The following is a 23,222-nucleotide window of genomic DNA, read 5'->3' as shown; positions in this document are numbered from 1 at the left end:
GCCTGAGTATAGCTATTGACAGTAGCCATGATGGCTATGTAGCGTAGCCATCATGGAACTCACGCCCACCCTCCACCGCATCGGCAACGACGTCGTCTCCGCGTACCTCGTCGCCACACCCGACGGCGTGACCGTCATCGACGCCGGGCTGCCCGGTCACTGGCGCGACCTGGTCGCCGAGCTGCGGTCGATGGGTCGCTCGCTCGACGACGTGCGGGGTGTCGTCCTCACGCACGGCGACTCCGACCACGTCGGGTTCGCCGAACGGCTCCGACGTGAACGCGGTGTGCCGGTGTACGTGCACGCCGACGACGCCGAGCGGGCGAAGGGCGGGCCGAAGCCCAAGGGCGGCAAGCAGCGGATGCGGATCGGCGCGCTCCTCGGGTTCGTCGCGTACTCGCTGCGGAAGGGCGGGGTGCGGCCGGTGTGGCTGCAGGAGGTGGTCGAGGTGCACGACGGTGACACGCTCGACCTGCCGGGTGCCCCGCAGGTGATCGGGATGCCCGGGCACTCGCCGGGGAGCATCGCGGTCTGGGTGCCCTCGGTCGACGCGGTGTTCGTCGGCGACGCCCTCACCACGCGGCACGTGCTGACCGGTGCGGTCGGCCCGGCGCCCGCTCCGTTCACCGACGAGCCGGCCCGGGCGATCGCGTCGCTCCGCGCGCTGCTCCCCACGGGAGCGACCTGGGTGCTGCCGGGGCACGGTGCGCCGTTCCGCGGCGGGGTCGCAGCGGCGGTCGCGGCGGTGGAAGCCGCCGCGAACTGACCGAGCGGGCCGACCCGCGTCTCCGGTTGGATGGGGACATGCGTCAGCCGGGGGAGACCACACAGGATCGACGTCGACGGCGGATCGTCATCGTGCTGACCGTCGTCGCGGTCGTCCTGTGGGCCGTCGCCGTCGGGCTCGCGACGCTCGTGCTCGTGCTCATCGGGCGTCTGCCGGGCTCTGACCCGGACCGGACGGCGCGGGGGCTGGTCATCGCGGCCGGCGCCTTCACGTCGTTCGCGATCCCGGCCGTCGGGGCGACGATCGGGGCCGTCAGCGCCCGCATGGCACGAGCGCGGGACGCCGACATGTGAGGGTCCGGGCGACGACGGACCCCGATCTCGACGATCAGCCGATCCGCCGACGCTGGACCAGGAGCGCGGCGCCGAACGCGACGAGCAGGATGCCGGCGCACCAGGCGAGCGCGATCCAGAGGTCCGCGTGCGGGGACTGCCCGGCGAACAGTGCCCGGATCGAGTCCACGATGGACGTCACCGGTTGGTGCTCCGCGAACCAGCGGACCGGACCCGGCATGGTGTCCGTCGGGACGAAGGCCGAGCTGATGAACGGCAGGAAGACCAGCGGGTACGAGAACGCGCTCGCCCCGTCGACCGACCGCGCCGACAGGCCCGCCACGACCGCGATCCAGGTGAGTGCCAGCGTGAAGAGCACCAGGATGCCGAGCACACCGAGCCACGCGCCGACGCCGGCGCTGCTCCGGAAGCCCATGACCAGGGCGACCCCGACCACCACGGTCACCGAGACCAGGTTCGCGACGAGCGAGGTCAGGACGTGCGCCCAGAGCGACGCCGCGCGGACGATCGGCATGGACCGGAAGCGCTCGTCGATGCCCGACTGCAGGTCGAGGAACAGCCGGTACGAGGTGTACGCGACGCCGGACGCGACCGTGATGAGCAGGATCCCGGGCAGCAGGTAGTCGACGTACGAGGTGCTGCCCGTGTCGATCGCGCCGCCGAAGACGTACACGAACAGGAGCAGGAAGGCGATGGGCATCACGGCGGTCGTGATGATCGTGTCCGGGCTCCGCCAGACGTGCTTGAGGGAGCGGCCGGTCAGGACGGCGGTGTCGTGGATCGGGTGGGTGGACATCAGGCGACCTCCTCCTGGTGCGGCGCGGTGGTGGCTTCTCCGTGTGGTGCAGCCGTGGCTGGGCCGTGACCGATGACGGCGAGGAAGACGTCCTCGAGCGTGGGACGCTTCTCGACGTACTCGACCCGTGCGGGCGGCAGCAGGCGTCGCAGTTCGGCGAGGGTGCCGTCGGCGATGATCCGGCCCTCGTGCAGGATCGCGATGCGGTCCGCGAGGTGCTCGGCCTCGTCGAGGTACTGCGTGGTGAGCAGGACCGTGGTGCCGCTCGCTGCCAGTGCGCGGACGGCATCCCAGACCTCGAGCCGGGCCTCGGGATCGAGTCCGGTGGTCGGCTCGTCGAGGAACACCACCTGCGGATCGCCGATGAGGCTCATCGCGATGTCGAGTCGACGGCGCATGCCGCCCGAGTAGGTCCCCGCCCGACGCGAGCCGGCCTCGGTCAACGAGAACCGTTCCAGGAGCTCGTCGGCGATGCGGCCGGCGTGCGGGAGGTGCCGGAGCCGGGCGACGAGGACGAGGTTCTCGCGGCCCGTGAGCACCTCGTCCACGGCCGCGAACTGTCCGGTGAGGCTGATCGCCTCGCGGACCGCGCCCGGTTCGGCGGCGACGTCGTGCCCCGCGACGGTGGCCGAGCCGCCCGTGGCCTCGGCGAGGGTCGCGAGGATGCGGATCGCGGTGGTCTTGCCCGCGCCGTTCGAGCCGAGCAGGGCTGAGACGGTGCCGGCCTCGACGTCGAGGTCGACGCCGCGGAGGACGTGCAGGTCGCCGAAGGAATTCGTGAGCCCCCGGACCCGGATGGCGTCCGTCACGACGGCTCACCTCCTCGAGGAGCGTCCGCCCGGTCTGCCTCGTCGATCGCGGTGACCAGGCGCTGCTGCTCCTTGCTCAACCACGAGCCGAGGCCGTAGTTCGCCTTGAAGTCCTCGGCGAAGGCGATCGGGTCCTCGCCGACGACGGTGCGGACGCTCGTGCCGTCCGCGGCGCTCTGCTCGAACAGGTCCGCGAGGTCGTCGAGCATGCGCATGAGCTGGTCGCCGTCGCTCGGGCCCGTGTACATGAGGTACCGCTCGATGCCGTCGACGGCGGTGCGGTGGCTCGTCGGCAGGGTCGCCGTCCGGGCCTTGTACGCCCGCCAGCGCTTCTTGTCGCCGATGAGCTTGGTGGTGATGTCGGAGATCGAGATGGCCATGGTCAGTCCTGTCCGTTCGTGCTGGTCGCGTTGTGCAGGTGCTCGAGGCGGTCGGCGAGGAAGGTCCACGCCGACCAGAAGTCGTCGAGCTGTCCCCGGCCGCGGGCGTTCAGGGTGAACACCTTCCGCGGCGGCCCCTTCTCGGAGGGGACCTTCTCGACGTCGACGAGGCCGCGCTGCTCGATGCGGACGAGCAGGGCGTAGACGGTGCCCTCGGCGATGTCGGTGAAGCCCTGCTCCCGGAGCGAGGCGGTGATCTCGTACCCGTGGGCCGGACGGCCGACGAGCACGGCGAGGACGATCCCCTCGAGGATGCCCTTGAGCATCTCCGTCTCCTGCTTGGCCATGGTGCCTCCCGGTCGGTGTGGTACTCAATGTTGCTGACTACCGGTAGATAGTAACACTGAGTACCGCGAGCGCAAGCGTGGCCGCCGGGGTCGGGGGACCATGATGGGACCGTTCCGCACGAGGGGATCGACCAGGACTGGTTGCGGGCCGTCGTGCAGGGTCTCGGTGGGTCCGTCGACCGCGTCGTGCCGTTGCGCGGCGGTGCGGTGAACCACACCTACCTGGTGGAACGGGCGGGTGCTGACGCCGTCGTCCTGCGGTTCCCGGTCGACCCGCTCCGCGCGGACGAGTACCCGGTCGAGTCGTGGGCCGCGGGGGAGGCGGGACGCATCGGCATCCCGGTCGCGGCACCGCTCGCGCACGGGACCGAACGCGGGGTGCCGTTCGCCGTGTCCGAGTACGTGACGCCGGACGAGCGTGTGATCGACCACCCCTGGACGTGGCTCGGCACCTTCGCCCGTGCCGTCGCGGCGATCCCGCTCCGCGATGCGCCGCCGTCCCTGTACTCGCGGTTCGGCGCGGACCTGCCGCGTGCCTGGTCAGCACACGTCGACTACAACGTCCGCGCACTCGGGGACGACGATCGGCTCCTCCGTGACGGCTCGTACACGGAGCCCGAGCGACTGCGCGATCGCCTCGGCTCGTTGCGGGGCGGCGCGGACGAGTTCGGACTCGCGCACGGTGACCTCGCGCCGCGCAACCTGCTCTCCCGAGGTCCCGATCAGCCGCCCGTGCTCATCGACTGGGGAGCCGCCGAGACCGGACCGTCACCCTGGACCGACGCCAGACGGGTCTTCGAGTGGGCGTTCGTCGACGGGTTGATCAGCCTCCAGGAGCACGACGAGTTCGCTGCCGCCGCGGGGTTGGCCTCGAGCGCCGACCACCGGCGTCTCGCCGTGATGACGGAACTGCACCTGCTGGACGTGACTCGATGGGCGCTCGACAAGCGGCCGGACCTGTACTCCGAGTACCGGGATCGCTGCCGAGCCGGCCTCGAGCGGATCCGGCAGGCCGTCGGGTAGCCGACCAGGACGCGCCTCGGGTGGGCGGTCGAGGCTCCCGGTTCCCACGCCGCCGGGAGGTCCGGTGACCTACGAGGAGCGCGCCGGGTCCTCGGCGCGCCCAGGTGCGCGCTCCGGCACGCGCTCCGGCACGCGCTCCGGTGCGCCGAGGGTCCGGGTCCAGATCGTCGTGACGATCGCGGCGGCCTGGTCGAGACCGGTGCCCGATCGCGAGGCGTCGTAGAACACCCGCTCCGTCATGCCGACCAGGGCCGCCACCAGCGCGCTCGTGTCCTGGCCGTGCTCGTCGACGGCGTCGGCGAGCATCGCGGTGACGCTCCGGACGGTCTCGTCCCGCGCGTCGGACCACAGGTGGTCGATGCCGGGGACCGTGGGCGAGAGCTCGACGGCGGCGCGCATGACGGCGCCGTGCCGGTCCCAGAGGTCGCGGGTCAGGTCGATCGCACTGAGCAGCGCCTGGTGCGGGGAGTCCGGCAGCGCATTGCGGCGGGTGGCCACGGCACCCCGGAGCTCGACGGTGACGCGCTGGACCAGGGCAGCGAGGACGTCGTTCTTCGATCGGAAGTAGAAGTAGAGCGCGCCCCGGGTCAGGCCCGCGGCGGTGGCGATGGTCTCGACGGTCATGGCGTCCGCCCCGAGCTCGGCGAGCTGCTGTTCCGCCTCGTCGAGGATCTTCCGCTCTCGCATCTCACCCTTGGACGGCGCCACGACGCGCCGGCCGTTCTCGTCGTACACGTAGGGAGCCATGCGGTGAGCCTACGACGTCGGTAAAAATCAACACTGCGTTGACTTTTGCAGACGCAGCGTCGATCCTGGTTGCATGACGAAGAACTTCTTGATCACCGGTGTCAGTTCGGGCTTCGGCCGGGCGTTCGCCGAGCGGGCCCTCGCAGCCGGCCACACCGTCGTCGGCACGGTCCGGCGCGACGACGACGCCGAGGCGTTCGAGGCACTCTCCGACGACGGCCGTGCACGCGCGGTCCTCCTGGACGTGACCGCCGACGATGCGGTGCTCGCCGCGGTCCGCGCGGTCGAAGAACGGCTCGGCGCGATCGACGTCCTCATCGCGAACGCGGGCTACGGTCACGAAGGCGTGCTCGAGGAGTCACCGATGCACGAGCTCCGTCGGCAGTTCGACGTGAACGTCTTCGGTGCCGTCGCCGTCATCAAGGCCGTCCTGCCGGGGATGCGAGCCCGGCGGAGCGGCCACGTCCTCGGCGTCACGTCCATGGGTGGTCTCATGACCGTGCCCGGGCTGGGGTACTACTGCGGCAGCAAGTTCGCCCTCGAAGCGATCCTCGAGACGCTCGGGAAAGATGTCTCCTCGTTCGGGATCCACGTCACGGCGATCGCTCCCGGTTCGTTCCGCACCGACTGGGCCGGGCGGTCCATGGTCCGCACCGAGCGCTCCATCGATGACTACGACGAGCTCATGGACCCGATCCGCGCGAACCGGGAAGCGGCAGACGGCAACCAGCTCGGGGACCCCGGGAAGGCTGCCGAGGTCGTGCTCGAGGTCATCGAGAGCGACGCGCCCCCTGCACACCTGCTCCTGGGGTCCGACGCGGTGCGGCTGGTGACGGCGGGACGGCAGGCCGTCACGGACGAGATCACGGCATGGGCCGCCGTGTCGCGGTCGACGGACCTCCCGGAGGGTGCCCAGATCGGATGAAGTGGGTCGTCGCGCCGCACGGCACCCCTCGCGCTCGCCGTGGTGCTCCTTCTCGCCGTCACGGTTCGTCACCTTGCGTGACCCTCCGAGCATCGGTCCGTAGCGTCGCGATCGTGACGGACTCGACGAACCCGACCCCGACGACCCCGCGGCAGATCCGCTTCAACGCGTTCGACATGAACTGCGTGGCGCACCAGTCCTCGGGCCTCTGGCGGCACCCCCGGGACCGCTCGCGGAACTACCGCGACCTGACGTACTGGACCGACCTGGCGAAGACGCTCGAGCGCGGGGCGTTCGACGGGATCTTCATCGCGGACGTCCTCGGCACGTACGACGTGTACGGGGGCTCGAACGAGGCCGCCCTGCGCACGGGGTCGCAGGTCCCGGTGAACGACCCGATCCTGCTGGTGTCCGCGATGGCATCGGTCACGGAGCACCTCGGCTTCGGGATCACGGCGGGGACGGCGTACGAGCACCCCTACCCGTTCGCTCGGCGGGTCTCGACGCTCGACCACCTCACGAAGGGCCGCGTCGGCTGGAACGTCGTGACCGGGTACCTGCCGAGCGCGGCACGGAACATGGGCCAGACGGACCAGCTGAGCCACGACGACCGGTACGACGTCGCCGACGAGTACCTCGAGGTCCTCTACAAGCTGTGGGAGGGCTCGTGGGAGGACGACGCCGTCGTGCTCGACAAGGAGAACGGCGTCTTCACGGACCCGGCGAAGGTGCACCCGATCGAGCACCACGGCAAGCACTTCGACGTGCCGGGGATCCACCTGTCGGAGCCGTCGGTGCAGCGCACGCCGGTGATCTACCAGGCGGGCGCGTCGCCGCGGGGCGTCGCCTTCGCGGCCGAGCACGCCGAGGCCGTCTTCGTCGGGGCGCCGACGCTGCCGCAGCTCGCGGCGACGGTGACGAAGATCCGCGACGCACTCGAGGCAGCCGGGCGCGACCGGTACGCGGCGAAGATCTACACGCTGCTCACGATCATCACCGACGCGACGGACGAGCTGGCGCAGGCGAAGTACGAGGACTACCTCTCCTACGCGTCGGAGCTCGGCGCGCTGGTCCTCAACTCCGGGTGGATGGGCGTCGACCTGTCGCAGTGGGATCTCGACGAGCCGCTCGGAGACGTGGAGTCGAACGCGATCCAGTCGGCGGCGGCGAACATCTCGGCGGCGACGGGGGAGGACGGGTCGGCGTGGACGATCCGCGACCTCGCGCGGCACACGGCGATCGGCGGACTCGGACCGGTGGCGGTGGGCGGCGGCGCCACGATCGCCGCGCAGCTGCAGGAGATCCAGGAGCACACGGACGTCGACGGCTTCAACCTGGCGTACGCGGTGACGCCCGGCACGTGGGAGGACGTCATCGAGTTCGTGGTCCCGGAGCTCCGCGCCCGCGGGGTATACCCGGACGGCTACGAGACCGGGTCGCTCCGGCACAAGCTCCACGGACGCGGGGACCGGCTGCCGGTGGAGCACCGCGGTGCCGACTACCGGATCGGCACCGACTCGGTCGTAGGCTGACCGGGTGATCGAGTCGTCCGTGGTCGTGCGTCCCGCCGCCCCGGACGAGGTCACCGCCTGCATCGACCTGTGGGCGGCCGCGGTCGCAGCGCGCGACGGGATCCCCGAGCACCCGGCGACACGGGCTCGGGCGCAGGAGAAGTTCACGGCGCCCCGGGTCGCGTGCCTGGTGGTGATCGGCCCGGACGGGAGCCTCGACGGCTTCGTGCTCGTCACCGCGCCGGGGACCGGACGGCCGACCGACCCGGACGATGCCGCGTACCTGTCCCTGCTGGCGGTGCGGCCGGGGCTCCAGGCGCGCGGCGTCGGTCGGGTTCTGCTGACGGCGGCGGTGGACGCTGCGCGGGAGGCCGGGCACGCCGGTGTCGCGCTGCACGTGCTCGCCGACAACCACCGCGCCGTGCGGCTGTACGAGGCCGGCGGCTTCGTCCCCACCGGTACGGAGTTCCCGCACGCGATCACGGGCGTGGCGACGCGGACGTACGTCCGGCGCCCCGCTGCGGAGCGGTGACCGGGCGCGTGGGGTGACCGGACGCGCGGGGGTGACCGGGCGCGTTCCTTCCCATCTCGGGCGCGTTACGAAGTCGAATCGCGCGTAGCGGGTCGGAACTTTCGACCTCCTACGCGCGATTCGACTCACCACACCCGGAACCCACCCACCCAGCCCACCCACCCAGCCCAGCCACCCACCCCACCCACCAACCCCCACCCACCAACCCCCACCCACCAACCCCCACCCAGCATCGTGCGGTTGCGCGATGCCGCACGTCTCCGCCAGCGAGTTCCGGCGCGCCACCACCCGGTGTCAGCATGTGCGCAGCCTCGACACAGGGAGCCGGGGACGAGAAGGGGTCCGACATGTACAGAGCCGCACTGACCGCCGTGGCAGCGGTCGCGCTCATCGTGGGAGGAGCACTGCCCGCGCAGGCCGCACCAGCGGCCGCGACGCCGGGCGCTCCGACCAGCGTCAAGGTCACCGGCGTCGGCGGCGACGCCGACGTCACCTGGGGTGCACCGCGCTCCGGGGCCAAGGTCACGGGCTGGCGCGTCACGATCTCACCCGCCGAGCAGCAGCCCACCCACGGGGTCGACCGGCTCCGGGCCTCGGCGCGGACGGACCACTTCGGCGCCCTCACGGCACGGACGACGTACTCGTTCGCCGTGCGCGCGGTCGGCGCGAAGGGCCTCGGCCCGGCGGTCACCGTGCGGCACACCGCCACCGGGACCACGACCGACCCGACCGTGCAGTCCCTCTTCGCACTGAACGCGGCCGGCGCCGTCGTCCGCTTCCCCGCGAGCGGCACCGGCACCCCCACGACGATCGCGGCGAAGGGCGCCGGCTACACCGCCGACGACCGTGGCGACGTGTTCGTCCCGTCCGCGGATCTGAAGTCCATCGTGATGTACCCGGCCGACGGCGGCGCGGCGAAGACCGTCGCGACCGGACTGCACCTGACAGCGGACCTGCGATCCGACGTCCCCGGGAACCTGTACTGGGTCGACTCGGTGTCGGGTTCGATCGTGAAGCTGCCGGTGACCGGTGGCGCGGCGAAGCCCCTCGTCGGGTTCAGCGCCCCGACCACGTCGTCGCAACGCGCGTGGGCGGTCGGCCGGGACGGCACGGTCGCGACGCAGGCCGGCGACGCCAGCACGCTCGTCGTGAACACGGCCTCGCCGGCCGGCACGGTGACCTCCCGCACGCTGACGTACGCGGGCGGCAACGACACGCTCGGCTACCCGTCCGCAGCGCTCGTCGACGGGCACGGTGACGTGTACCTCAACGAGCGGTCGCCGGGTGGCGCCGGGTACTGGGGCTGGTACGTCCTGAAGCCGGGGGCCACGGTGCAGCAGCACGTCGGCACGCACCTCGCCTTCGAGTACGCCGCGACGAACTCCGGGACGTTCTCGCTCCTGCAGTCCGCCGAGTGGTGCACGAGCCCGGCGGAGTACGGCACCCCCGGCGGATGCGCGATCGACCGGAGCGTCCCGGACGTGCTCGTCCTCGGCGTGGACGGGTCCTCGAAGTCCGTGCCGGTCTCCGGGATCACGGCGGGTTCCCGCGGCGCGAACACCGGCGCAGCCACCGAGTCCGGTGACGTGTACATCGACATCGACCAGGCCCCGACTGCCGGGCTCTGGCGGGTGCCGGCGGCCGGCGGCGCCGCGCAGCAGGTCTCGGCAGCGCAGTTCACGCGCCTGCTGGTGATGTGATCGTCACCCCGTGACGGACGGGAGGCCCGGTGCCAGCTGGCACCGGGCCTCCCGTCCGTCGTGTCGTCAGCCCAGGGCCGCGGTGGCGTCGCGCAGTTCGGCGAGCGCAGCGAGCGTGTGTCGGGCGAGCCCGTCGTCGTCGTCCCGCGCCGCGCCGGACCAGCGGTCGAAGCCCTGCTTGAACGCGAGCACGCCGATCTCGCTCGCCAACCGCGCGGGTGCCTCGGCGACGCCCCTGGCGACGAGTGCGGTCGTCATCGCCGCGGCCATCCCGACGCTCTTCAGTGCGTCGCGTTCCTGGAGTTCGGCGCTCGCGGCCACGGCGGCCCTGAGGCGCGGTCCGAGTTCGCGGTTCACGGGCCCCATCTCGCCGGAGGCCCGCTCGAGCCCGGCGGCGACGGCGTCGAGCGGGGTGGTGCCCTCCGGGGCGTCGGCGATGCCCTGCGCGAGGAGGCGGCTCAGGGTCTCCTGGCCGGCCACGAGGAGTTCGCGCTTGTCCGGGAAGTGCCGGAAGAAGGTGCTCTTCGTCACGCCGGCGCGCTCGGCGATCTGCGTGACGGTGGTGTCGTCGTAGCCCTGCTCGGAGAACAGGTCGACGGCGGCCAGGACGAGCCGCTCGCGTGCACCGGGTTCCCATCGCGCCATGACGACCATCCTAGGCGATGGGACAAGAGTGCCATCACGGGCGTATGGTGATGGGACAAGAGTGCCATCACGGACGTACAGTGACGGCACAACAGTCCCATCATCTGAGGAGTCCCCATGCACGTCTTCGTCACCGGCGGCACCGGCACCATCGGCACGGCCGTCGTCGCCGAACTCATCGCGGCCGGCCACCGCGTCTCGGCACTCGCACGCTCCGACCGGTCCGCTGCCGCGCTCACCGCGGCGGGCGCGGTACCCGTCCCCGGTGCGCTCTCGGACCTCGACGTCCTGCGGGCCGGCGCCCGCGACGCCGACGGCGTGGTCAGCCTGGCGTTCTCGAACGACTTCAGCTCGCCGGAGGCGCTGTCGCGGGCGATCGACGAGGAGTCCGCGGCGATGGCGGCCCTGGGCGAGGAGCTCGTCGGGACGGACCGGCCGTTCGTCATGGTGTCCGGCACGCCGTGGATCACCGGGCGCCCGTCGGTGGAGACGGACCCGCTGCCGCTCGAGGGGCCCGTCGCCGGGCGCGCGCGCTCGACCGGCACCGCCCTGGCACTGGCCGACCGCGGTGTGCGCTCGTCCGCGATCCGCCTGCCGCGGACCGTGCACGCCGACGGTGCCGGGGGCTTCGCCGGCATCCTCACCGAGACGGCCAGGCAGAGCGGGGTCGCGGGCTACCCGGGTGACGGGGAGCAGCGGTGGCCGGCCGTGCACGCGCGGGACGCCGCCGTGCTGTTCCGGCTCGCGCTCGAGGGGGCACCGGCGGGGACGGTCTGGCACGCGGTCGCGGACGAGGGCGACCGGGTCCGGGACATCGCGGCGGTGATCGGCCGGCGGCTCGGTCTGCCGGTCGAACGCGTGGCGGACGAGACGTTCGGCCCGTTCGCGCCGATCTTCGCGGCCGACCAGCCCTCGTCGAGCGCGTACACGCGCCGGACCCTGGGGTGGGAGCCGGTGCACCCGAGCCTGCTGGCGGACCTGGAGCACGTGCAGCCCTGATCTCGGACCGACCGTGGAACGCGCGTTCCGGGCGCTGCCTGGAACGTGCGTTTCAGTGAGGGTGGTGTGACACACGGTCGTTACACGAGGGAAACGGCCGAGGCGAACGGGGTCCGTAGCTTTCTCGACAAGCAAGCACCGCCCCGCTTCCCACTCCCATCGGAGGACGCCATGGCTACCGAGATCGCGACCCCTGTCGCAACGCCCCACGCCCCCGTCACGCCCGACGCCCCCGCGGGCGCCGGCGTCATCAAGCCCGGGTACGACCCGGCCCTCACCAACGAGGACCTCGCTCCGCTCCGCAAGCAGTCCTGGACGAGCTACAACATCTTCGCGTTCTGGATGTCCGACGTGCACTCGGTCGGCGGGTACGTCACCGCCGGGTCGCTCTTCGCCCTCGGGATCGCCAGCTGGCAGGTGCTCGTCGCGCTGGTCGTGGGCATCCTCGTCGTGCAGGTGTTCGCCAACCTGGTCGCGAAGCCGTCGCAGCGCACCGGGGTGCCGTACCCGGTGATCAACCGTGCGGTGTTCGGCGTGCTCGGGGCGAACGTGCCCGCGATCATCCGCGGCCTGATCGCGATGGCCTGGTACGGCGTGCAGACCTTCCTCGCCGCGCAGTCGCTCAACATCATCTTCCTCAAGTTCATCCCCGCGTCGGCCGGGCTGCTGGAGCACTCGTTCCTCGGCCTGTCGGCACTCGGCTGGATCTCCTACGCGATCCTCTGGGTGGCGCAGGCGGCCCTGTTCTCGATGGGCATGGAGGCGATCAAGAAGTTCATCGACTGGGCCGGTCCCGCCGTCTACGTCGTGATGATCGCGCTCGCGATCTACCTGGTGAGCAAGGCCGGCATCGGGAACATCTCGCTCGACCTGTCCGCGGGGGAGCCGCTGTCGTTCGGCGCGTCGATCCCGGTGATGCTCTCCGCTATCGCCATCGTCGTCAGCTACTTCTCCGGCCCGATGCTGAACTTCGGCGACTTCTCGCGGTACGGCAAGTCCTTCGCGGCGGTGAAGCGCGGGAACATGTGGGGCCTGCCGGTCAACTTCCTGTTCTTCTCGATCCTCACGGTGCTGTGCGCCAGTGCGACCGTCCCGGTCTTCGGCAAGCTCATCACCGACCCGATCGAGACGGTGCAGGCGATCGACGCGCCGTTCGCGATCCTGCTCGGCGGGCTGACGTTCGTCACGGCGACCGTCGGCATCAACATCGTCGCGAACTTCATCAGCCCGGCGTTCGACTTCTCGAACGTCGCCCCGCGGAAGATCAGCTGGCGGATGGGCGGCATGATCGCCGCCGTCGGCTCCGTGCTCCTCACCCCGTGGAACTGGTACGGCAACGACCAGGCGATCCTCTACACGCTCGGCATCCTGGGCGCGCTCATCGGCCCGCTGTTCGGCATCCTCATCGCCGGCTACTACCTGGTCTCGAAGCAGCGCGTCGCGGTCGACGACATGTACACGAAGGACACCGGGGCCCGGTACTGGTACCGCCGCGGGTTCAACCCGAACGCGATCTGGACGCTGGTCGGGACCGGTGTGGTCTCGGTGGCGAGCGCGGTGCTGCCGCCGGCCCTCGGGATCCTGCCCGGCCTGAACAACTACAGCTGGTTCATCGGTTGCGGCCTCGGACTCCTCGTCTTCTGGGGGCTCGAGCGGACCCGCCCGAGCATGCCGGTGCTCGACGCGGACGACCCCACGGTCGACGACGGCGCCGCCCTCGGTCGCGCCTGAGCGCTGACGCCGCGGCCCGTCCTCCACAGGCGGGTCGCGGCGTCCGTCCGTCCACAGTCCGGCTCTCCGGCCTGGAGGCCCGGCTCGGCCCCGCCACGATGGTCACGTCCGCCTCGTCCCGTGTCCGTGTTCCACCTGCTCCACCCGTTCCACCCGTTCCACCTGTTCCATCTGTTCCACCGGAAGGACCCCGATGCGCATCCGCGTCGTCAATCCCAACACCACCGCCTCGATGACCCGCTCGATCGGCGTCGCCGCGTCGGCCGTCGCCGGCGTCGGCACCACGATCGAGGCGGTGAACCCGACGATGGGGCCGGCCTCGATCGAGAGCCACTACGAAGAGGCCCTGGCGGTCCCCGGTCTCCTCGAACAGATCGCACTCGGCGAGCAAGAGGGCGTCGACGCGTACGTCGTGGCCTGCTTCGGTGACCCGGGGCTCGACGCCGCGCGGGAACTCGCGACCGGCCCGGTGGTCGGGATCGCCGAGGCCGGCTTCCACGCCGCGGCGATGCTCGGCCGCCGCTTCGGGGTCGTCACGACCCTGGCCCGCACGACCGGCCGGGCGCACGAGCTCGCGGAACGCTACGGCTTCGCCCCGCTCGTCACTGAGATCCGCGCGTGCGAGGTCCCGGTGCTCGAGCTCGACGACCCGTCGTCCGGGGCACGCGCGCTCGTCATCCAGGAGTGCCGCGCCGTCATCGCGGGCGGCGCCGATGCCGTCGTCCTCGGGTGCGCCGGGATGGCGGACTTCTGCGCCGAGGTGTCCCGGGCGATCGGTGCGCCCGTCGTCGACGGGGTGTCCGCCGCGACGGTGCTCGCGGAGTCGCTCGTGCGGCTCGGCCTCACGACCGGCAAGCGCGGTGAGTACGCGGCCCCGCCGGCCAAGGCGATGTCCGGCGTACTGGCACCGTTCGAGCGCGCCGCCGGGGTGGACGCATGACCGTGTTCCGCGCCCGACAGGCCTGGATCGACGGGGCGCTCCGACCGGCCACCGTCGTGGTGCGCGACGGCCGTGTGGCCGAGGTCCTGGCCCTCGACGCGGCGGTCCCGGACCCGGACGAACAGGTCGTGCCGGACGGCCACGTGCTGCTCCCCGGGCTCGTCGACACCCACGTGCACGTCAACGAACCCGGCCGCACCGAGTGGGAGGGCTTCGCCTCCGCCACCCGGGCTGCGGCGCTCGGCGGCGTGACGACCATCGTCGACATGCCGCTCAACTCGATCCCCGCGACGACCACCCCACAGGCCCTCGCGGTCAAGCGGTCCAGCGCCGAGGGCCGGGTCGCGGTCGACGTCGGCTTCTGGGGTGGGGCGGTCCCGGACGTCCTCGGGTCACTCGACGCCCTGCACGAGCGGGGGGTGTTCGGGTTCAAGTGCTTCACGGCACCGTCCGGCGTGGACGAGTTCCCGCACCTCGACGCCGCGCAGCTCCGGCTCGCGATCGCCGAGGTCGCCGCGATCGACGCGCTCCTCATCGTGCACGCCGAGGACCCGGAGCACCTGGTGGCCCACGACGGGCTCGGCAGTCACTACGCGGACTTCCTCGCCACCCGCCCGGCCGCGGCCGAGCGGTCCGCCATCGCCCAGGTCATCGACGGCGCGCGGGCGACCGGCGCGCGCGTGCACGTCCTGCACCTCTCCGACGCCGGCGCACTCGGGATGATCCGCGCGGCGAAGGACGACGGCGTGCGGATCACCGTGGAGACCTGCCCGCACTACCTCGCGTTCGAGGCCGACGGCGTCCCGGACGGCGCGACCGAGTTCAAGTGCTGCCCGCCGATCCGCGACGACGCCAACCGCGACGCGCTCTGGCAGGGGCTGGTCGACGGCACGATCGACATGGTCGTCTCGGACCACTCGCCGTCCACCGCGGACCTGAAGGTCGACGACTGGGGTCTCGCCTGGGGCGGGATCGCCGGACTCCAGGTCGGCTTCCGTGCCGTCTGGACCGAGGCGTCGCGACGCGGCATCCCGCTCGAGGTCGTCCTGCCGTGGTTCACGACCGGGCCCGCGGCGCTCGCCGGCTTCACGGATCGCGGCCGGATCGCGCCGGGCGCGCTCGCCCACCTCACCGTGTTCGACCCTGCGGCCACGTCCGTCATCGCGGTGTCCGGACTGGCGCACAAGAACGCGGTCTCGGCGTTCGCCGGCCTGGAGGCGACCGGTCGCATCACGGAGACGTGGTTGCGCGGGCAGCGGATCACCGCCGAGGCCGACGGCGTCACGACGGTCTCGGTGACGGCAGGGGAGCTGGTCACCCGTGGCTGACCACCTCGGCTCGACGCCGGACGACGTGCTCTGGGGGCGGCTGCCGTCCCGCGCGGACGCACCCGCGCTGACCCTCGACCCCGGCGCCGTCGTGACGGTCGACACCGTCTCGCACGAGGGGATCCTCGCCGACCAGGGGTCGGACCCGGTGGGGTTCTTCGGTCGGCACGGTGTGGAGCCGACCGCGGTGCTGGCGGACGCCGTCGACATCGCTCGCACGCTCCGCCGCGACCCGGCCGACGGACCGCACGTGGTCTCCCGGCCGATCGCGGTCGCGGGTGCCGAACCCGGGGACGTGGTGTCCGTGACGGTCCTCGACGCCGTGCCGCGTGTGCCGTACGGCGTCGTCTCGAACCGGCACGGACGCGGCGCCCTGCCCGGTGAGCTGCCACGGGCGCAGGAGTCGGTGTCGGTGTTCGCCGACGTCGTCACGCGCGACGGCGTCGACCACGGACGGCTGCCCGTCGTCGAGGGCGGTCCGCGCACGATCACGTTCCCGCTCGCTCCGTTCCCGGGCATCGTCGGGGTGACACCGGACTCCGACGTCCGTGCGCACTCCGTGCCGCCGGGACCGCATGGCGGCAACGTCGACATCGCCCTGCTCACCGCCGGGGCGACCCTGCACCTGCCCGTGTTCGTGCCGGGCGCGGGCGTCTACGTCGGCGACCCGCACTTCGCCCAGGGCGACGGCGAGGTCGCGCTCACGGCGCTGGAGGCATCGCTCCGCCTGACCCTGCGACTCGACCTGGTGCCCCGGGCGGTGGCGCTGCGGCGCTTCGGCGAACTCGTCGGGCCGATCGCGGAGACCACCGACCACCTCGTGCCGACGGGCATGCACGAGGACCTCGACGAGGCCGTTCGGCGCTGCGTCCGTGCTGCCATCGCGCTGCTCCGGGCGCGGTGGGGCGTCGACGAGCACATCGCCTACGCCTACCTCAGCGCCGCGACCGACTTCCGCATCTCCCAGGTGGTCGACCTGGTCTGCGGGGCCCACGCCACCGTGCGCAAGGCGGACTTCGCAGCGGTCGGGACGGTGGGGTCGTGATGCTCGTCGGGCAGTGGCCGGACGGCCTGGAGCAGGCGTTCGCGGCGTACGAGGCCGCCCTGATGGCCGACGACACCGACGCCCTCGACGCACTGTTCGAACCCGGGCCGGGGACGCTCCGCGGTGACGACGCCGGACTCCTCCGCGGGCACGACCGGATCAGTGCGTTCCGCAGCGGCCGAGGCGGCGTCGCCCGGCGGACCATCACCGCGGTCGACGTCCAGCAGCTGACGCCGGACGCCGTGCTCGTCGTGGGGGAGTCACGGTTCACGGGCGGCGGCCGCGGCCTGCAGACACAGCTCTGGTGCCGCACCGAGGGCACCTGGCGGATCCGCACGGCCCACGTCACCGGCCGGCCGAAGGCGTTCGACCGGTCGATCTGGCGGGTCGTCGGCGACCCCCTCGTGCACGGTGCCGTCGACGGTCCGCTCGCAGGGGTCCGGGTGGCCGTGAAGGACCTGTTCGCCGTCGCCGGGCACGTCGTCGGTGCCGGCAACCCGACGTGGGAGCGCTCGGCACCGGTGTCGGCGCGGTCGGCTCCGGCCGTGCAGGTGCTCCTCGACGCGGGTGCCGTCGTCACCGGCATCGCCCGCACCGACGAGTTCGCGTACGCGCTCGCCGGGCGGAACGCCCACTTCGGCTCGCCGCCGAACGGGGCGGACCCGTCGCGGATCGGCGGCGGGTCGACCTCGGGCTCGGCGTCGGCCGTCGCGCTCGGGCAGGCCGACCTCGGCCTCGGGACCGACACTGCGGGGAGCCTCCGGGTGCCGTCGTCGTACCAGGGGCTGTGGGGGCTCCGGACGACCCACGACGCCGTCCCACGCGACGGGGTGCTGCCGCTCGCGCAGTCGTTCGACACCGTCGGGTGGATCGCCCGGTCGTCGTCGGTGCTGGCCGCTGCCGCCGCACTCTCGCTGCCCGGGGCCTGCACCGCGGTCGACGACGGGGAACTCCTGGTCAGCGACGCCCTGCTCGCCGCCGCCGAGCCGGGGACCCGCACCGCCTTCGACGAGTGGCTCCAGCGGCACGGACGGCCCGTTCGGCACATCGACCTGCCGGCGCTCGACGACCTCGCGGAGACGCTCCGGGTCGTCCAGGCGGCCGAGGCCTGGCGGAACGACGGCGCCTGGGTCCAGGCCCACCCCGGTGCCCTCGGCGACGACGTCGCCTCCCGGTTCGCCGCAGCCGCGACGATCACGACGCACGCCGAGGTGTCGGCGCGGGCGCGTTTGGCGGACCTGCGCACCCTGGTGCGTGCGGCGATCGGCGGCGGCGTGCTGTGCCTCCCGACGGTGCCGGGCCCGGCGCCGGGGCGGACCGCATCCAGCGACACCGTCCTGCGCACCCGTGCGGCCACCCTGCGGATGACGGCCGTCGCAGGCGTCGGCGGCCTGCCCGCCGTCAGCGCGCCGCTGCTCACCGTCGACGGCGCGCCTGTCGGTATCGGCCTGATCGGACCGGCCGGCTCGGACCGGGCGATCGTCGAGCTCGCCGAAACACTGTCGTAACGATCGTTTCGATACGATCGATCACGGAACGGAGATACCAATGCACCCGGTGAACCCACCCGCTCGACTCCTCATGGGCCCCGGCCCGATCAACGCCGACCCCCGCGTGCTGCGGGCCCTGTCGACGCCGCTCGTCGGGCAGTACGACCCCTGGATGACCGGCGCGATGAACGAGACGCAGGCGCTGTACCGCCAGGTGTTCGGCACCACCAACGACGCCACCGTGCTCGTCGACGGCACCTCCCGTGCCGGCATCGAAGCGGCGCTCGTGTCGCTGCTCGCCCCGGGTGACCGCGTGCTCGTGCCGGTGTTCGGCCGCTTCGGGCACCTGCTCGCGGAGATCGCCGGCCGCGCCGGAGCCGAAGTCCACACCATCGAGACCGAGTGGGGACGGGTGTTCCCCACCTCCGCGATCCAGGACGCGATCGTCCGCGTCCGACCGAAGCTGCTCGCGATCGTGCAGGGTGACACCTCCACGACGATGAACCAGCCGCTCGACGAACTCGGCGCGATCTGCGAGCGGCACGGCGTGCTGTTCTACACGGACGCCACGGCGACGATCGGCGGCAACCCGCTCGAGGTCGACGCCTGGGGGATCGACGCCGTCAGCGCCGGGCTGCAGAAGTGCCTCGGCGGACCGTCCGGCAGCGCACCGCTGACCCTGTCCCCGCGCGCGGTGTCCGTGCTGGACGAGCGTCGCAGCGTCGAGGCCGGCATCCGCGAGCCCGGGGACGACGTGTCCGACGATCCGATCCGCTCCAACTACCTCGACCTCGCGATGATCCTGGACTACTGGGGGCCGCGACGGCTCAACCACCACACCGAAGCGGCGTCGATGCTCTACGCCGCGAACGAGTGCGCCCGGATCCTGCTCGACGAAGGCCGCGCCGCAGTGGTCGCCCGACACGAACTGGCCGGCCGGGCGATGCTCGCCGGGGTGCAGGGGCTCGGACTGCAGGTGTTCGGTGACGTCGGACACAAGATGCACAACGTCGTCGCGGTCACGATCCCGTCCGAGGTCTCCGGGGACGCCGTCCGCGGGTCCCTGCTCGAGGACCACGGCATCGAGATCGGGACGTCGTTCGGGCCGCTGCACGGCAAGGTCTGGCGGATCGGGACGATGGGCTACAACGCCCGCAAGGACGCCGTCGTGACGACGCTCGCCGCGCTCGAGCAGTCGCTGCGTCGCGGGGGGTTCGCGGTACCGCAGGGCGGTGGCGTGGACGCTGCGCTCGACGTCTACGCCGCCGCCGCGCCCGTCGCGCCCGCTGCACCCGTCGCACCCGCTGCGCTCGACGCGACTGGTGCGGCGGCTGCGCCCGGTCCGCTGGTGCGCTCGTGAGCGCCGCGACGCTCGCCGCCTCGGCGACCGCCCGGCAGCAGGCATCGACGATCGTGGGGTGGTGCGACGAACTCGCCACCGTGAGCGCGACACCGGGCCACCTGACCCGCGTCTACCTCTCCCCGGAGCACGCCCGCGTGAACACGATCGTCGCGCGCTGGATGCAGGACGCCGGGATGACCACCTGGCAGGACGACGCCGGCAACCTGCACGGCAGCGTCCCCGGATCCACGCCGGACGCCCCGGTGCTCCTCATCGGCTCGCACCTCGACACCGTGGTGGACGCCGGCCGCTACGACGGGATCGTGGGGGTGCTCATGGGCATCGCGACCGTCGCCCGGCTCGCCGCCAGCACCCCGCTGCCGTTCGGCATCCAGGTGATCGCGTTCTCCGACGAAGAAGGCACCCGCTTCGGCAAGGCGCTCCTCGGGTCGTCGGCGGTCGCCGGGGTCTGGGACGACGCCTGGTGGGAGCTCGTCGACGAGGACGGCACCACCCTCCGCCAGGCCTTCACCGACTTCGGGCTCGACCCGGCCCGGGTCACCGACGCCGCGGTCGACCCGTCGCGGCTCGTCGGCTACCTCGAGGCGCACATCGAGCAGGGGCCGTACCTCGAAGCCGCGGACCAGGCCCTCGGCGTCGTGACGAGCATCGCCAGCGCACGGCGCTTCACGGTCGAGGCCGTCGGCGAAGCCCGGCACGCCGGCGGTACCCCGTACGACCGACGCCACGACGCACTCCTGGCCGCGGCAGAGGCAGCGCTCGCCGTCGAACGCATCTGCCGGGCATCGCAGCACGTCGGCACGGTCGGCACGGTCGGCACCCTGACCGTCGAGCCCGGAGCGGTGAACGTCGTCCCCGGCCTCGCGCGGTTCTCGGTGGACCTCCGCGGCGAGTTCGACGACGGCCGCGACCGGGTGTGGGACGAGATCACGAAGGCGTTCGCGCTGATCGGCGAACGTCGCGGCGTGAGCGTCGAACCGACCGAGGTGCACCGGGCGCCAGCGGTGTTCTGCGCACCCCGGCTGATGGACGCGGTCCGCGCCGGGATCGTCGCCACCGGTGAGCAGCAGCCGCTGGAGCTCTTCTCCCGTGCCGGCCACGACGCCATGTCGCTCGGACTCGTGACCGACGTCGCGATGCTCTTCCTGCGCAACCCGGATGGCATCAGCCACCACCCGGACGAGTTCGTCTCCGAGGATGACATCGCCCTCGGACTCGACGCGCTCGCCGCAGCGGTGCTGCACCTGGCGGCCGACCCCGCGTTCGAGCCGACGCCGTGACCGCCGCCCAGCCCGATGTCTGCGGGCGCATCGACGCCGTGTGGGAGCAGCTCTCGCCGGCCGAGCGCCGCGTGGCCGCGATGGTCCGGCACGACCCGGAGCTCCTGCTCGTCGGCACCTCGGCGCAGCTCGCGGCCGAGTCGGGCACCTCGAAGGCCACGGTGTCGCGGTTGGTCCGCTCCCTCGGCTTCCAGGACGCCGCAGAGGTCCGGCAGGAACTCATGTCGGCCCGTGGCACGGGGCTGCCCTGGGCCGCGGAGGACGCCGCCCACGTCGACCAGCGAGCCGTGGAGTCGCGGAACCTCGACGCGGCGTTCGCCTCGCTCGCACGCGCCGAACGACCACGACTTGCCCGCCGCATCATGCGCGCGCAGCGGGTGCTCGTCTTCGGTGAACGCGGTGCGCACCCGATCGCCCTGCAGCTCCGCGCGCAGCTGGCACAGGTCCGGCCCGACGTCCGGGTGGGGCCGGCGCCTGGGCAGCGCCTCGGGGAAGAGGTGGCCGACCTCGACCGCCGGGACCTCGTCGTCGTGGTCACCGTCCGACGGCACGCGGCGGGGATCGACCGGCTCGTGCGGCACTGCGTGGCGTCCGGCGCGGACGTCGTCGTGATCGGCGACCCGACGGCCGCGGTCATCGCGGCCCCGGCGGCGACGACGATCCTGTGCCCGGTGGACTCACCGTCCGCGTTCGACTCGCTCGCGGCGCTGTTCGCGGTCGTCGCGGCGATCGCGAACGACGTCTACGAGGCCTCCGGGCCCGCGGGGCGTTCCCGGGTCGACGCGGTCGCTGCCGCCTACGACGCGCTCGGCGAGCTCGCCGCTCCCTGAGCCGCGAGGCGCGCGCCTCGCGCTTGCGCCCGCCGCGCCGCGCCGCACAACCGAAAGCACTTCGCACCACGCAATTGCGTGGTGCGAAGTGCTTTCGGTTGTGCGACGGGTCATCGGGCGCGCCGCCGCCCGCCTACGCGCAGTTGGCCCGGCGCAGCTCGGCGGCCAACGCCCGGTTCCGTGCCTCGAGCACGCGGGGCATGTACCGCGCGAGCACCAGGACCTCGGCGAGCCGCCCGAGCGGACCGAACGGCGCGCGGAACGTGACCTCGTCGACCATCCGCGTGCCCGGACCAGACGGCTCGAACCGGTGCTCGTGGTGGAAGTGGGCGAACGGACCACGGACCTGTTCGTCGACGAACCGGTGTGGGGCCTCCACCGCGGTGACCTTGCTCGTCAGCCGCCAGACCACCCCGAGGTGCCGTGCGCGGAACGTGACCGTCTCGCCCAGGCCGATCGTCCCCGAGACCGTGCCGGCCACGGCGCGTTCGCCGGTCGCGGCGAGCGACCGCTCGTGGGCGCCGATGTCGAGCGACAGCGCGAAGGCCTCGGCCGGGGGCGCGTCGAGCAGCGTGACGAGGCGGAACGACACGGTCATGGGGCCATTCTCCCGCCGGCGGTACGGTCGATGCCATGACGTTTCCGTTCCCGGTGATCGACGGCCACAACGACCTGCCCTGGGAGCGCCGTGCGTCGCACGACTCCGGGGTCGAGGACATCGACACCGAGGCCGGCTCGCTGCACACCGACCTCCCGAAACTGCGGGCCGGCGGGGTCGTCGGGCAGTTCTGGTCGGTGTTCGTGCCCGCGGACGAGCCGGACCCGGTCCGCACGACGCTGCAGCAGATCGACGTCGCACACCGGCTGATCGAGCGGTACCCGGACGACCTCGCGCTCGCCCGCACGGCCGCCGAGGTCCGTGCCGCCGTCGCGGAGGGCCGCATCGCGTCGCTGCTCGGTGCGGAGGGCGGGCACTCAATCGGCGACGACCTCGCGGTGCTGCGCGACCTCGCCCGCCTCGGCGTGCGCTACATGACCCTGACGCACAACGACGACACCCCGTGGGCGGACTCCGCGACGGGTGCTCGGGCGCACGGCGGCCTGACCGACCGCGGACGGCAGATCGTCGCCGAGATGGAGCGGATCGGCATGCTCGTCGACCTCTCGCACACCGCGCCGACGACCATGCGCGACACGCTCGACGTCGCCACGCAACCGGTGCTCTTCAGCCACTCCTCGACCATCGCCGTCGACGACCACCCGCGGAACGTGCCGGACGACGTGCTCGCTCGCCTCGGCGACAACGGCGGCGTCGTGATGATCACGTTCGTGCCCAAGTTCGTGTCGCGCGCCTGGGCCGACTGGGAGGAATCGGGTTCGGTGGGCGAGGGACCGCTCGTCACCGTGTCCGACGTCGCCGACCACGTCGAGCACGCGCGTGCGGTCGCCGGCGTCCGGCACATCGGACTCGGCGGCGACTACGACGGCACGCCGGTGCTGCCGCCGGACCTCCGGGACGTCTCGCGGTACCCCGTGCTCGCCGCGGAGCTCGAGCGCCGGGGCTGGGGCGCCCCGGACCTCGAGGCCCTCGCGAGCGGCAACGTGCTCCGCGTGCTCGAGGCCACCGACGAACGGTTCGCCCGGACCGCGCTGGTGCGCTAGCCGCGGCGGGGTCCGGTCCGTCGGAAGCGACACCGGGCGGGGAGATGCGGCGCGCGAAC

At 72.5% G+C, this 23,222-nt stretch carries 24 protein-coding genes; 17 read left to right on the top strand and 7 right to left on the bottom strand.

Features of this window, described 5'->3' with window-relative positions:
- Nucleotides 1–52 precede the first annotated feature (52 nt).
- Both ACIPJY_RS13235 and ACIPJY_RS13230 read left to right on the top strand, forming a co-directional pair.
- On the top strand, nucleotides 53–766 hold the full coding sequence (locus ACIPJY_RS13235; protein WP_400461709.1) for an MBL fold metallo-hydrolase: 714 nt from the start codon (nucleotides 53–55) through the stop codon (nucleotides 764–766).
- A 38-nt stretch (nucleotides 767–804) separates the two neighbouring features.
- On the top strand, nucleotides 805–1,080 hold the full coding sequence (locus tag ACIPJY_RS13230) for a hypothetical protein (protein ID WP_400461712.1): 276 nt from the start codon (nucleotides 805–807) through the stop codon (nucleotides 1,078–1,080).
- A gap of 34 nt (nucleotides 1,081–1,114) precedes the next feature.
- Here the strand turns inward: ACIPJY_RS13230 and ACIPJY_RS13225 are convergent, their stop codons facing one another.
- Genes ACIPJY_RS13225 through ACIPJY_RS13210 form a run of 4 tightly spaced genes read right to left on the bottom strand, consistent with a single transcriptional unit; the run spans nucleotide 1,115 to nucleotide 3,412 of the window.
- Entirely contained in the window at nucleotides 1,115–1,876 is a 762-nt protein-coding gene (locus tag ACIPJY_RS13225; protein ID WP_400461715.1) for an ABC transporter permease, read from the bottom strand.
- Entirely contained in the window at nucleotides 1,876–2,685 is an 810-nt protein-coding gene (locus ACIPJY_RS13220) for an ABC transporter ATP-binding protein (protein WP_400461718.1), read from the bottom strand. Before ACIPJY_RS13220 ends, ACIPJY_RS13225 begins: the two co-directional genes overlap by 1 nt.
- On the bottom strand, nucleotides 2,682–3,065 hold the full coding sequence (locus tag ACIPJY_RS13215) for a DUF1048 domain-containing protein (RefSeq protein WP_400461721.1): 384 nt from the start codon (nucleotides 3,063–3,065) through the stop codon (nucleotides 2,682–2,684). Before ACIPJY_RS13215 ends, ACIPJY_RS13220 begins: the two co-directional genes overlap by 4 nt.
- A 2-nt stretch (nucleotides 3,066–3,067) precedes the next feature.
- Nucleotides 3,068–3,412 carry a PadR family transcriptional regulator gene (locus ACIPJY_RS13210; protein WP_400461724.1) on the bottom strand — a complete coding sequence of 115 codons (345 nt, stop codon included), beginning with the start codon at nucleotides 3,410–3,412 and terminating at the stop codon, nucleotides 3,068–3,070.
- A 141-nt stretch (nucleotides 3,413–3,553) separates the two neighbouring features.
- Here ACIPJY_RS13210 and ACIPJY_RS13205 point away from each other — a divergent pair, with 141 nt between their 5' ends.
- Nucleotides 3,554–4,435, top strand: coding sequence for a phosphotransferase family protein (locus ACIPJY_RS13205; RefSeq protein ID WP_400461726.1), 882 nt, complete (start codon nucleotides 3,554–3,556; stop codon nucleotides 4,433–4,435).
- 69 nt (nucleotides 4,436–4,504) lie between these two features.
- Here the strand turns inward: ACIPJY_RS13205 and ACIPJY_RS13200 are convergent, their stop codons facing one another.
- Complete coding sequence (locus tag ACIPJY_RS13200) at nucleotides 4,505–5,182, bottom strand: TetR/AcrR family transcriptional regulator (RefSeq protein WP_400461729.1); 678 nt, start codon at nucleotides 5,180–5,182, stop codon at nucleotides 4,505–4,507.
- Between the two features lie 73 nt (nucleotides 5,183–5,255).
- Between ACIPJY_RS13200 and ACIPJY_RS13195 the strand changes: the two genes are divergently transcribed.
- From ACIPJY_RS13195 to ACIPJY_RS13180, 4 genes are all read left to right on the top strand, one after another.
- Nucleotides 5,256–6,107: an oxidoreductase gene (locus tag ACIPJY_RS13195; RefSeq protein ID WP_400461731.1), complete on the top strand. Its 852-nt coding sequence runs from the start codon at nucleotides 5,256–5,258 to the stop codon at nucleotides 6,105–6,107.
- 113 nt (nucleotides 6,108–6,220) lie between these two features.
- Nucleotides 6,221–7,639 (top strand): LLM class flavin-dependent oxidoreductase, encoded by a 1,419-nt coding sequence (locus ACIPJY_RS13190; protein ID WP_400461734.1) that lies wholly within the window; start codon nucleotides 6,221–6,223, stop codon nucleotides 7,637–7,639.
- 4 nt (nucleotides 7,640–7,643) lie between these two features.
- The gene (locus tag ACIPJY_RS13185) at nucleotides 7,644–8,150 is read left to right on the top strand and encodes a GNAT family N-acetyltransferase (RefSeq protein ID WP_400461737.1); all 507 of its coding nucleotides are present in this window, start codon (nucleotides 7,644–7,646) and stop codon (nucleotides 8,148–8,150) included.
- Nucleotides 8,151–8,497: 347 nt separating this feature from the next.
- On the top strand, nucleotides 8,498–9,850 hold the full coding sequence (locus tag ACIPJY_RS13180; protein WP_400461740.1) for a fibronectin type III domain-containing protein: 1,353 nt from the start codon (nucleotides 8,498–8,500) through the stop codon (nucleotides 9,848–9,850).
- A 66-nt stretch (nucleotides 9,851–9,916) separates the two neighbouring features.
- On the opposite strand, the gene ACIPJY_RS13175 is transcribed toward ACIPJY_RS13180, so the two are convergent.
- A complete protein-coding gene (locus ACIPJY_RS13175; RefSeq protein WP_400461743.1) occupies nucleotides 9,917–10,495 on the bottom strand; it encodes a TetR/AcrR family transcriptional regulator in 579 nt (192 codons plus the stop codon).
- Nucleotides 10,496–10,612: 117 nt separating this feature from the next.
- Here ACIPJY_RS13175 and ACIPJY_RS13170 point away from each other — a divergent pair, with 117 nt between their 5' ends.
- From ACIPJY_RS13170 to ACIPJY_RS13130, 9 genes are all read left to right on the top strand, one after another.
- Complete coding sequence (locus ACIPJY_RS13170) at nucleotides 10,613–11,494, top strand: SDR family oxidoreductase (protein ID WP_400461745.1); 882 nt, start codon at nucleotides 10,613–10,615, stop codon at nucleotides 11,492–11,494.
- A gap of 171 nt (nucleotides 11,495–11,665) precedes the next feature.
- Nucleotides 11,666–13,225 carry an NCS1 family nucleobase:cation symporter-1 gene (locus ACIPJY_RS13165; protein ID WP_400461748.1) on the top strand — a complete coding sequence of 520 codons (1,560 nt, stop codon included), beginning with the start codon at nucleotides 11,666–11,668 and terminating at the stop codon, nucleotides 13,223–13,225.
- Nucleotides 13,226–13,418: 193 nt separating this feature from the next.
- Entirely contained in the window at nucleotides 13,419–14,165 is a 747-nt protein-coding gene (locus ACIPJY_RS13160) for an aspartate/glutamate racemase family protein (protein ID WP_400461751.1), read from the top strand.
- Entirely contained in the window at nucleotides 14,162–15,493 is a 1,332-nt protein-coding gene (gene allB / locus ACIPJY_RS13155) for an allantoinase AllB (RefSeq protein WP_400461754.1), read from the top strand. Before ACIPJY_RS13160 ends, allB begins: the two co-directional genes overlap by 4 nt.
- Nucleotides 15,486–16,538 carry an acetamidase/formamidase family protein gene (locus ACIPJY_RS13150; protein WP_400461757.1) on the top strand — a complete coding sequence of 351 codons (1,053 nt, stop codon included), beginning with the start codon at nucleotides 15,486–15,488 and terminating at the stop codon, nucleotides 16,536–16,538. The genes allB and ACIPJY_RS13150 overlap by 8 nt, the downstream gene beginning before the upstream one ends.
- Nucleotides 16,538–18,046, top strand: coding sequence for an AtzH-like domain-containing protein (locus ACIPJY_RS13145; RefSeq protein WP_400462337.1), 1,509 nt, complete (start codon nucleotides 16,538–16,540; stop codon nucleotides 18,044–18,046). The genes ACIPJY_RS13150 and ACIPJY_RS13145 overlap by 1 nt, the downstream gene beginning before the upstream one ends.
- Nucleotides 18,047–18,086: 40 nt before the next feature.
- Nucleotides 18,087–19,388 carry a pyridoxal-phosphate-dependent aminotransferase family protein gene (locus tag ACIPJY_RS13140; protein ID WP_400461760.1) on the top strand — a complete coding sequence of 434 codons (1,302 nt, stop codon included), beginning with the start codon at nucleotides 18,087–18,089 and terminating at the stop codon, nucleotides 19,386–19,388.
- On the top strand, nucleotides 19,385–20,671 hold the full coding sequence (locus ACIPJY_RS13135) for an allantoate amidohydrolase (protein ID WP_400461763.1): 1,287 nt from the start codon (nucleotides 19,385–19,387) through the stop codon (nucleotides 20,669–20,671). The genes ACIPJY_RS13140 and ACIPJY_RS13135 overlap by 4 nt, the downstream gene beginning before the upstream one ends.
- Entirely contained in the window at nucleotides 20,668–21,501 is an 834-nt protein-coding gene (locus ACIPJY_RS13130; protein ID WP_400461766.1) for a MurR/RpiR family transcriptional regulator, read from the top strand. The genes ACIPJY_RS13135 and ACIPJY_RS13130 overlap by 4 nt, the downstream gene beginning before the upstream one ends.
- A 133-nt stretch (nucleotides 21,502–21,634) precedes the next feature.
- Here ACIPJY_RS13130 and ACIPJY_RS13125 read toward each other — a convergent pair whose 3' ends face one another.
- A complete protein-coding gene (locus tag ACIPJY_RS13125) occupies nucleotides 21,635–22,099 on the bottom strand; it encodes an SRPBCC family protein (protein WP_400461769.1) in 465 nt (154 codons plus the stop codon).
- A gap of 35 nt (nucleotides 22,100–22,134) precedes the next feature.
- Between ACIPJY_RS13125 and ACIPJY_RS13120 the strand changes: the two genes are divergently transcribed.
- Nucleotides 22,135–23,163 carry a dipeptidase gene (locus tag ACIPJY_RS13120; RefSeq protein ID WP_400461772.1) on the top strand — a complete coding sequence of 343 codons (1,029 nt, stop codon included), beginning with the start codon at nucleotides 22,135–22,137 and terminating at the stop codon, nucleotides 23,161–23,163.
- The last annotated feature ends 59 nt before the right edge of the window (nucleotides 23,164–23,222 follow it).

Source organism: Curtobacterium sp. NPDC090223 (genome assembly GCF_044746585.1).
In the GTDB taxonomy this organism is placed as follows: Bacteria; Actinomycetota; Actinomycetes; order Actinomycetales; family Microbacteriaceae; genus Curtobacterium.
Note: the sequence above shows the minus strand (reverse complement) of the source record. Positions and strands in the feature narration are given on the sequence as shown.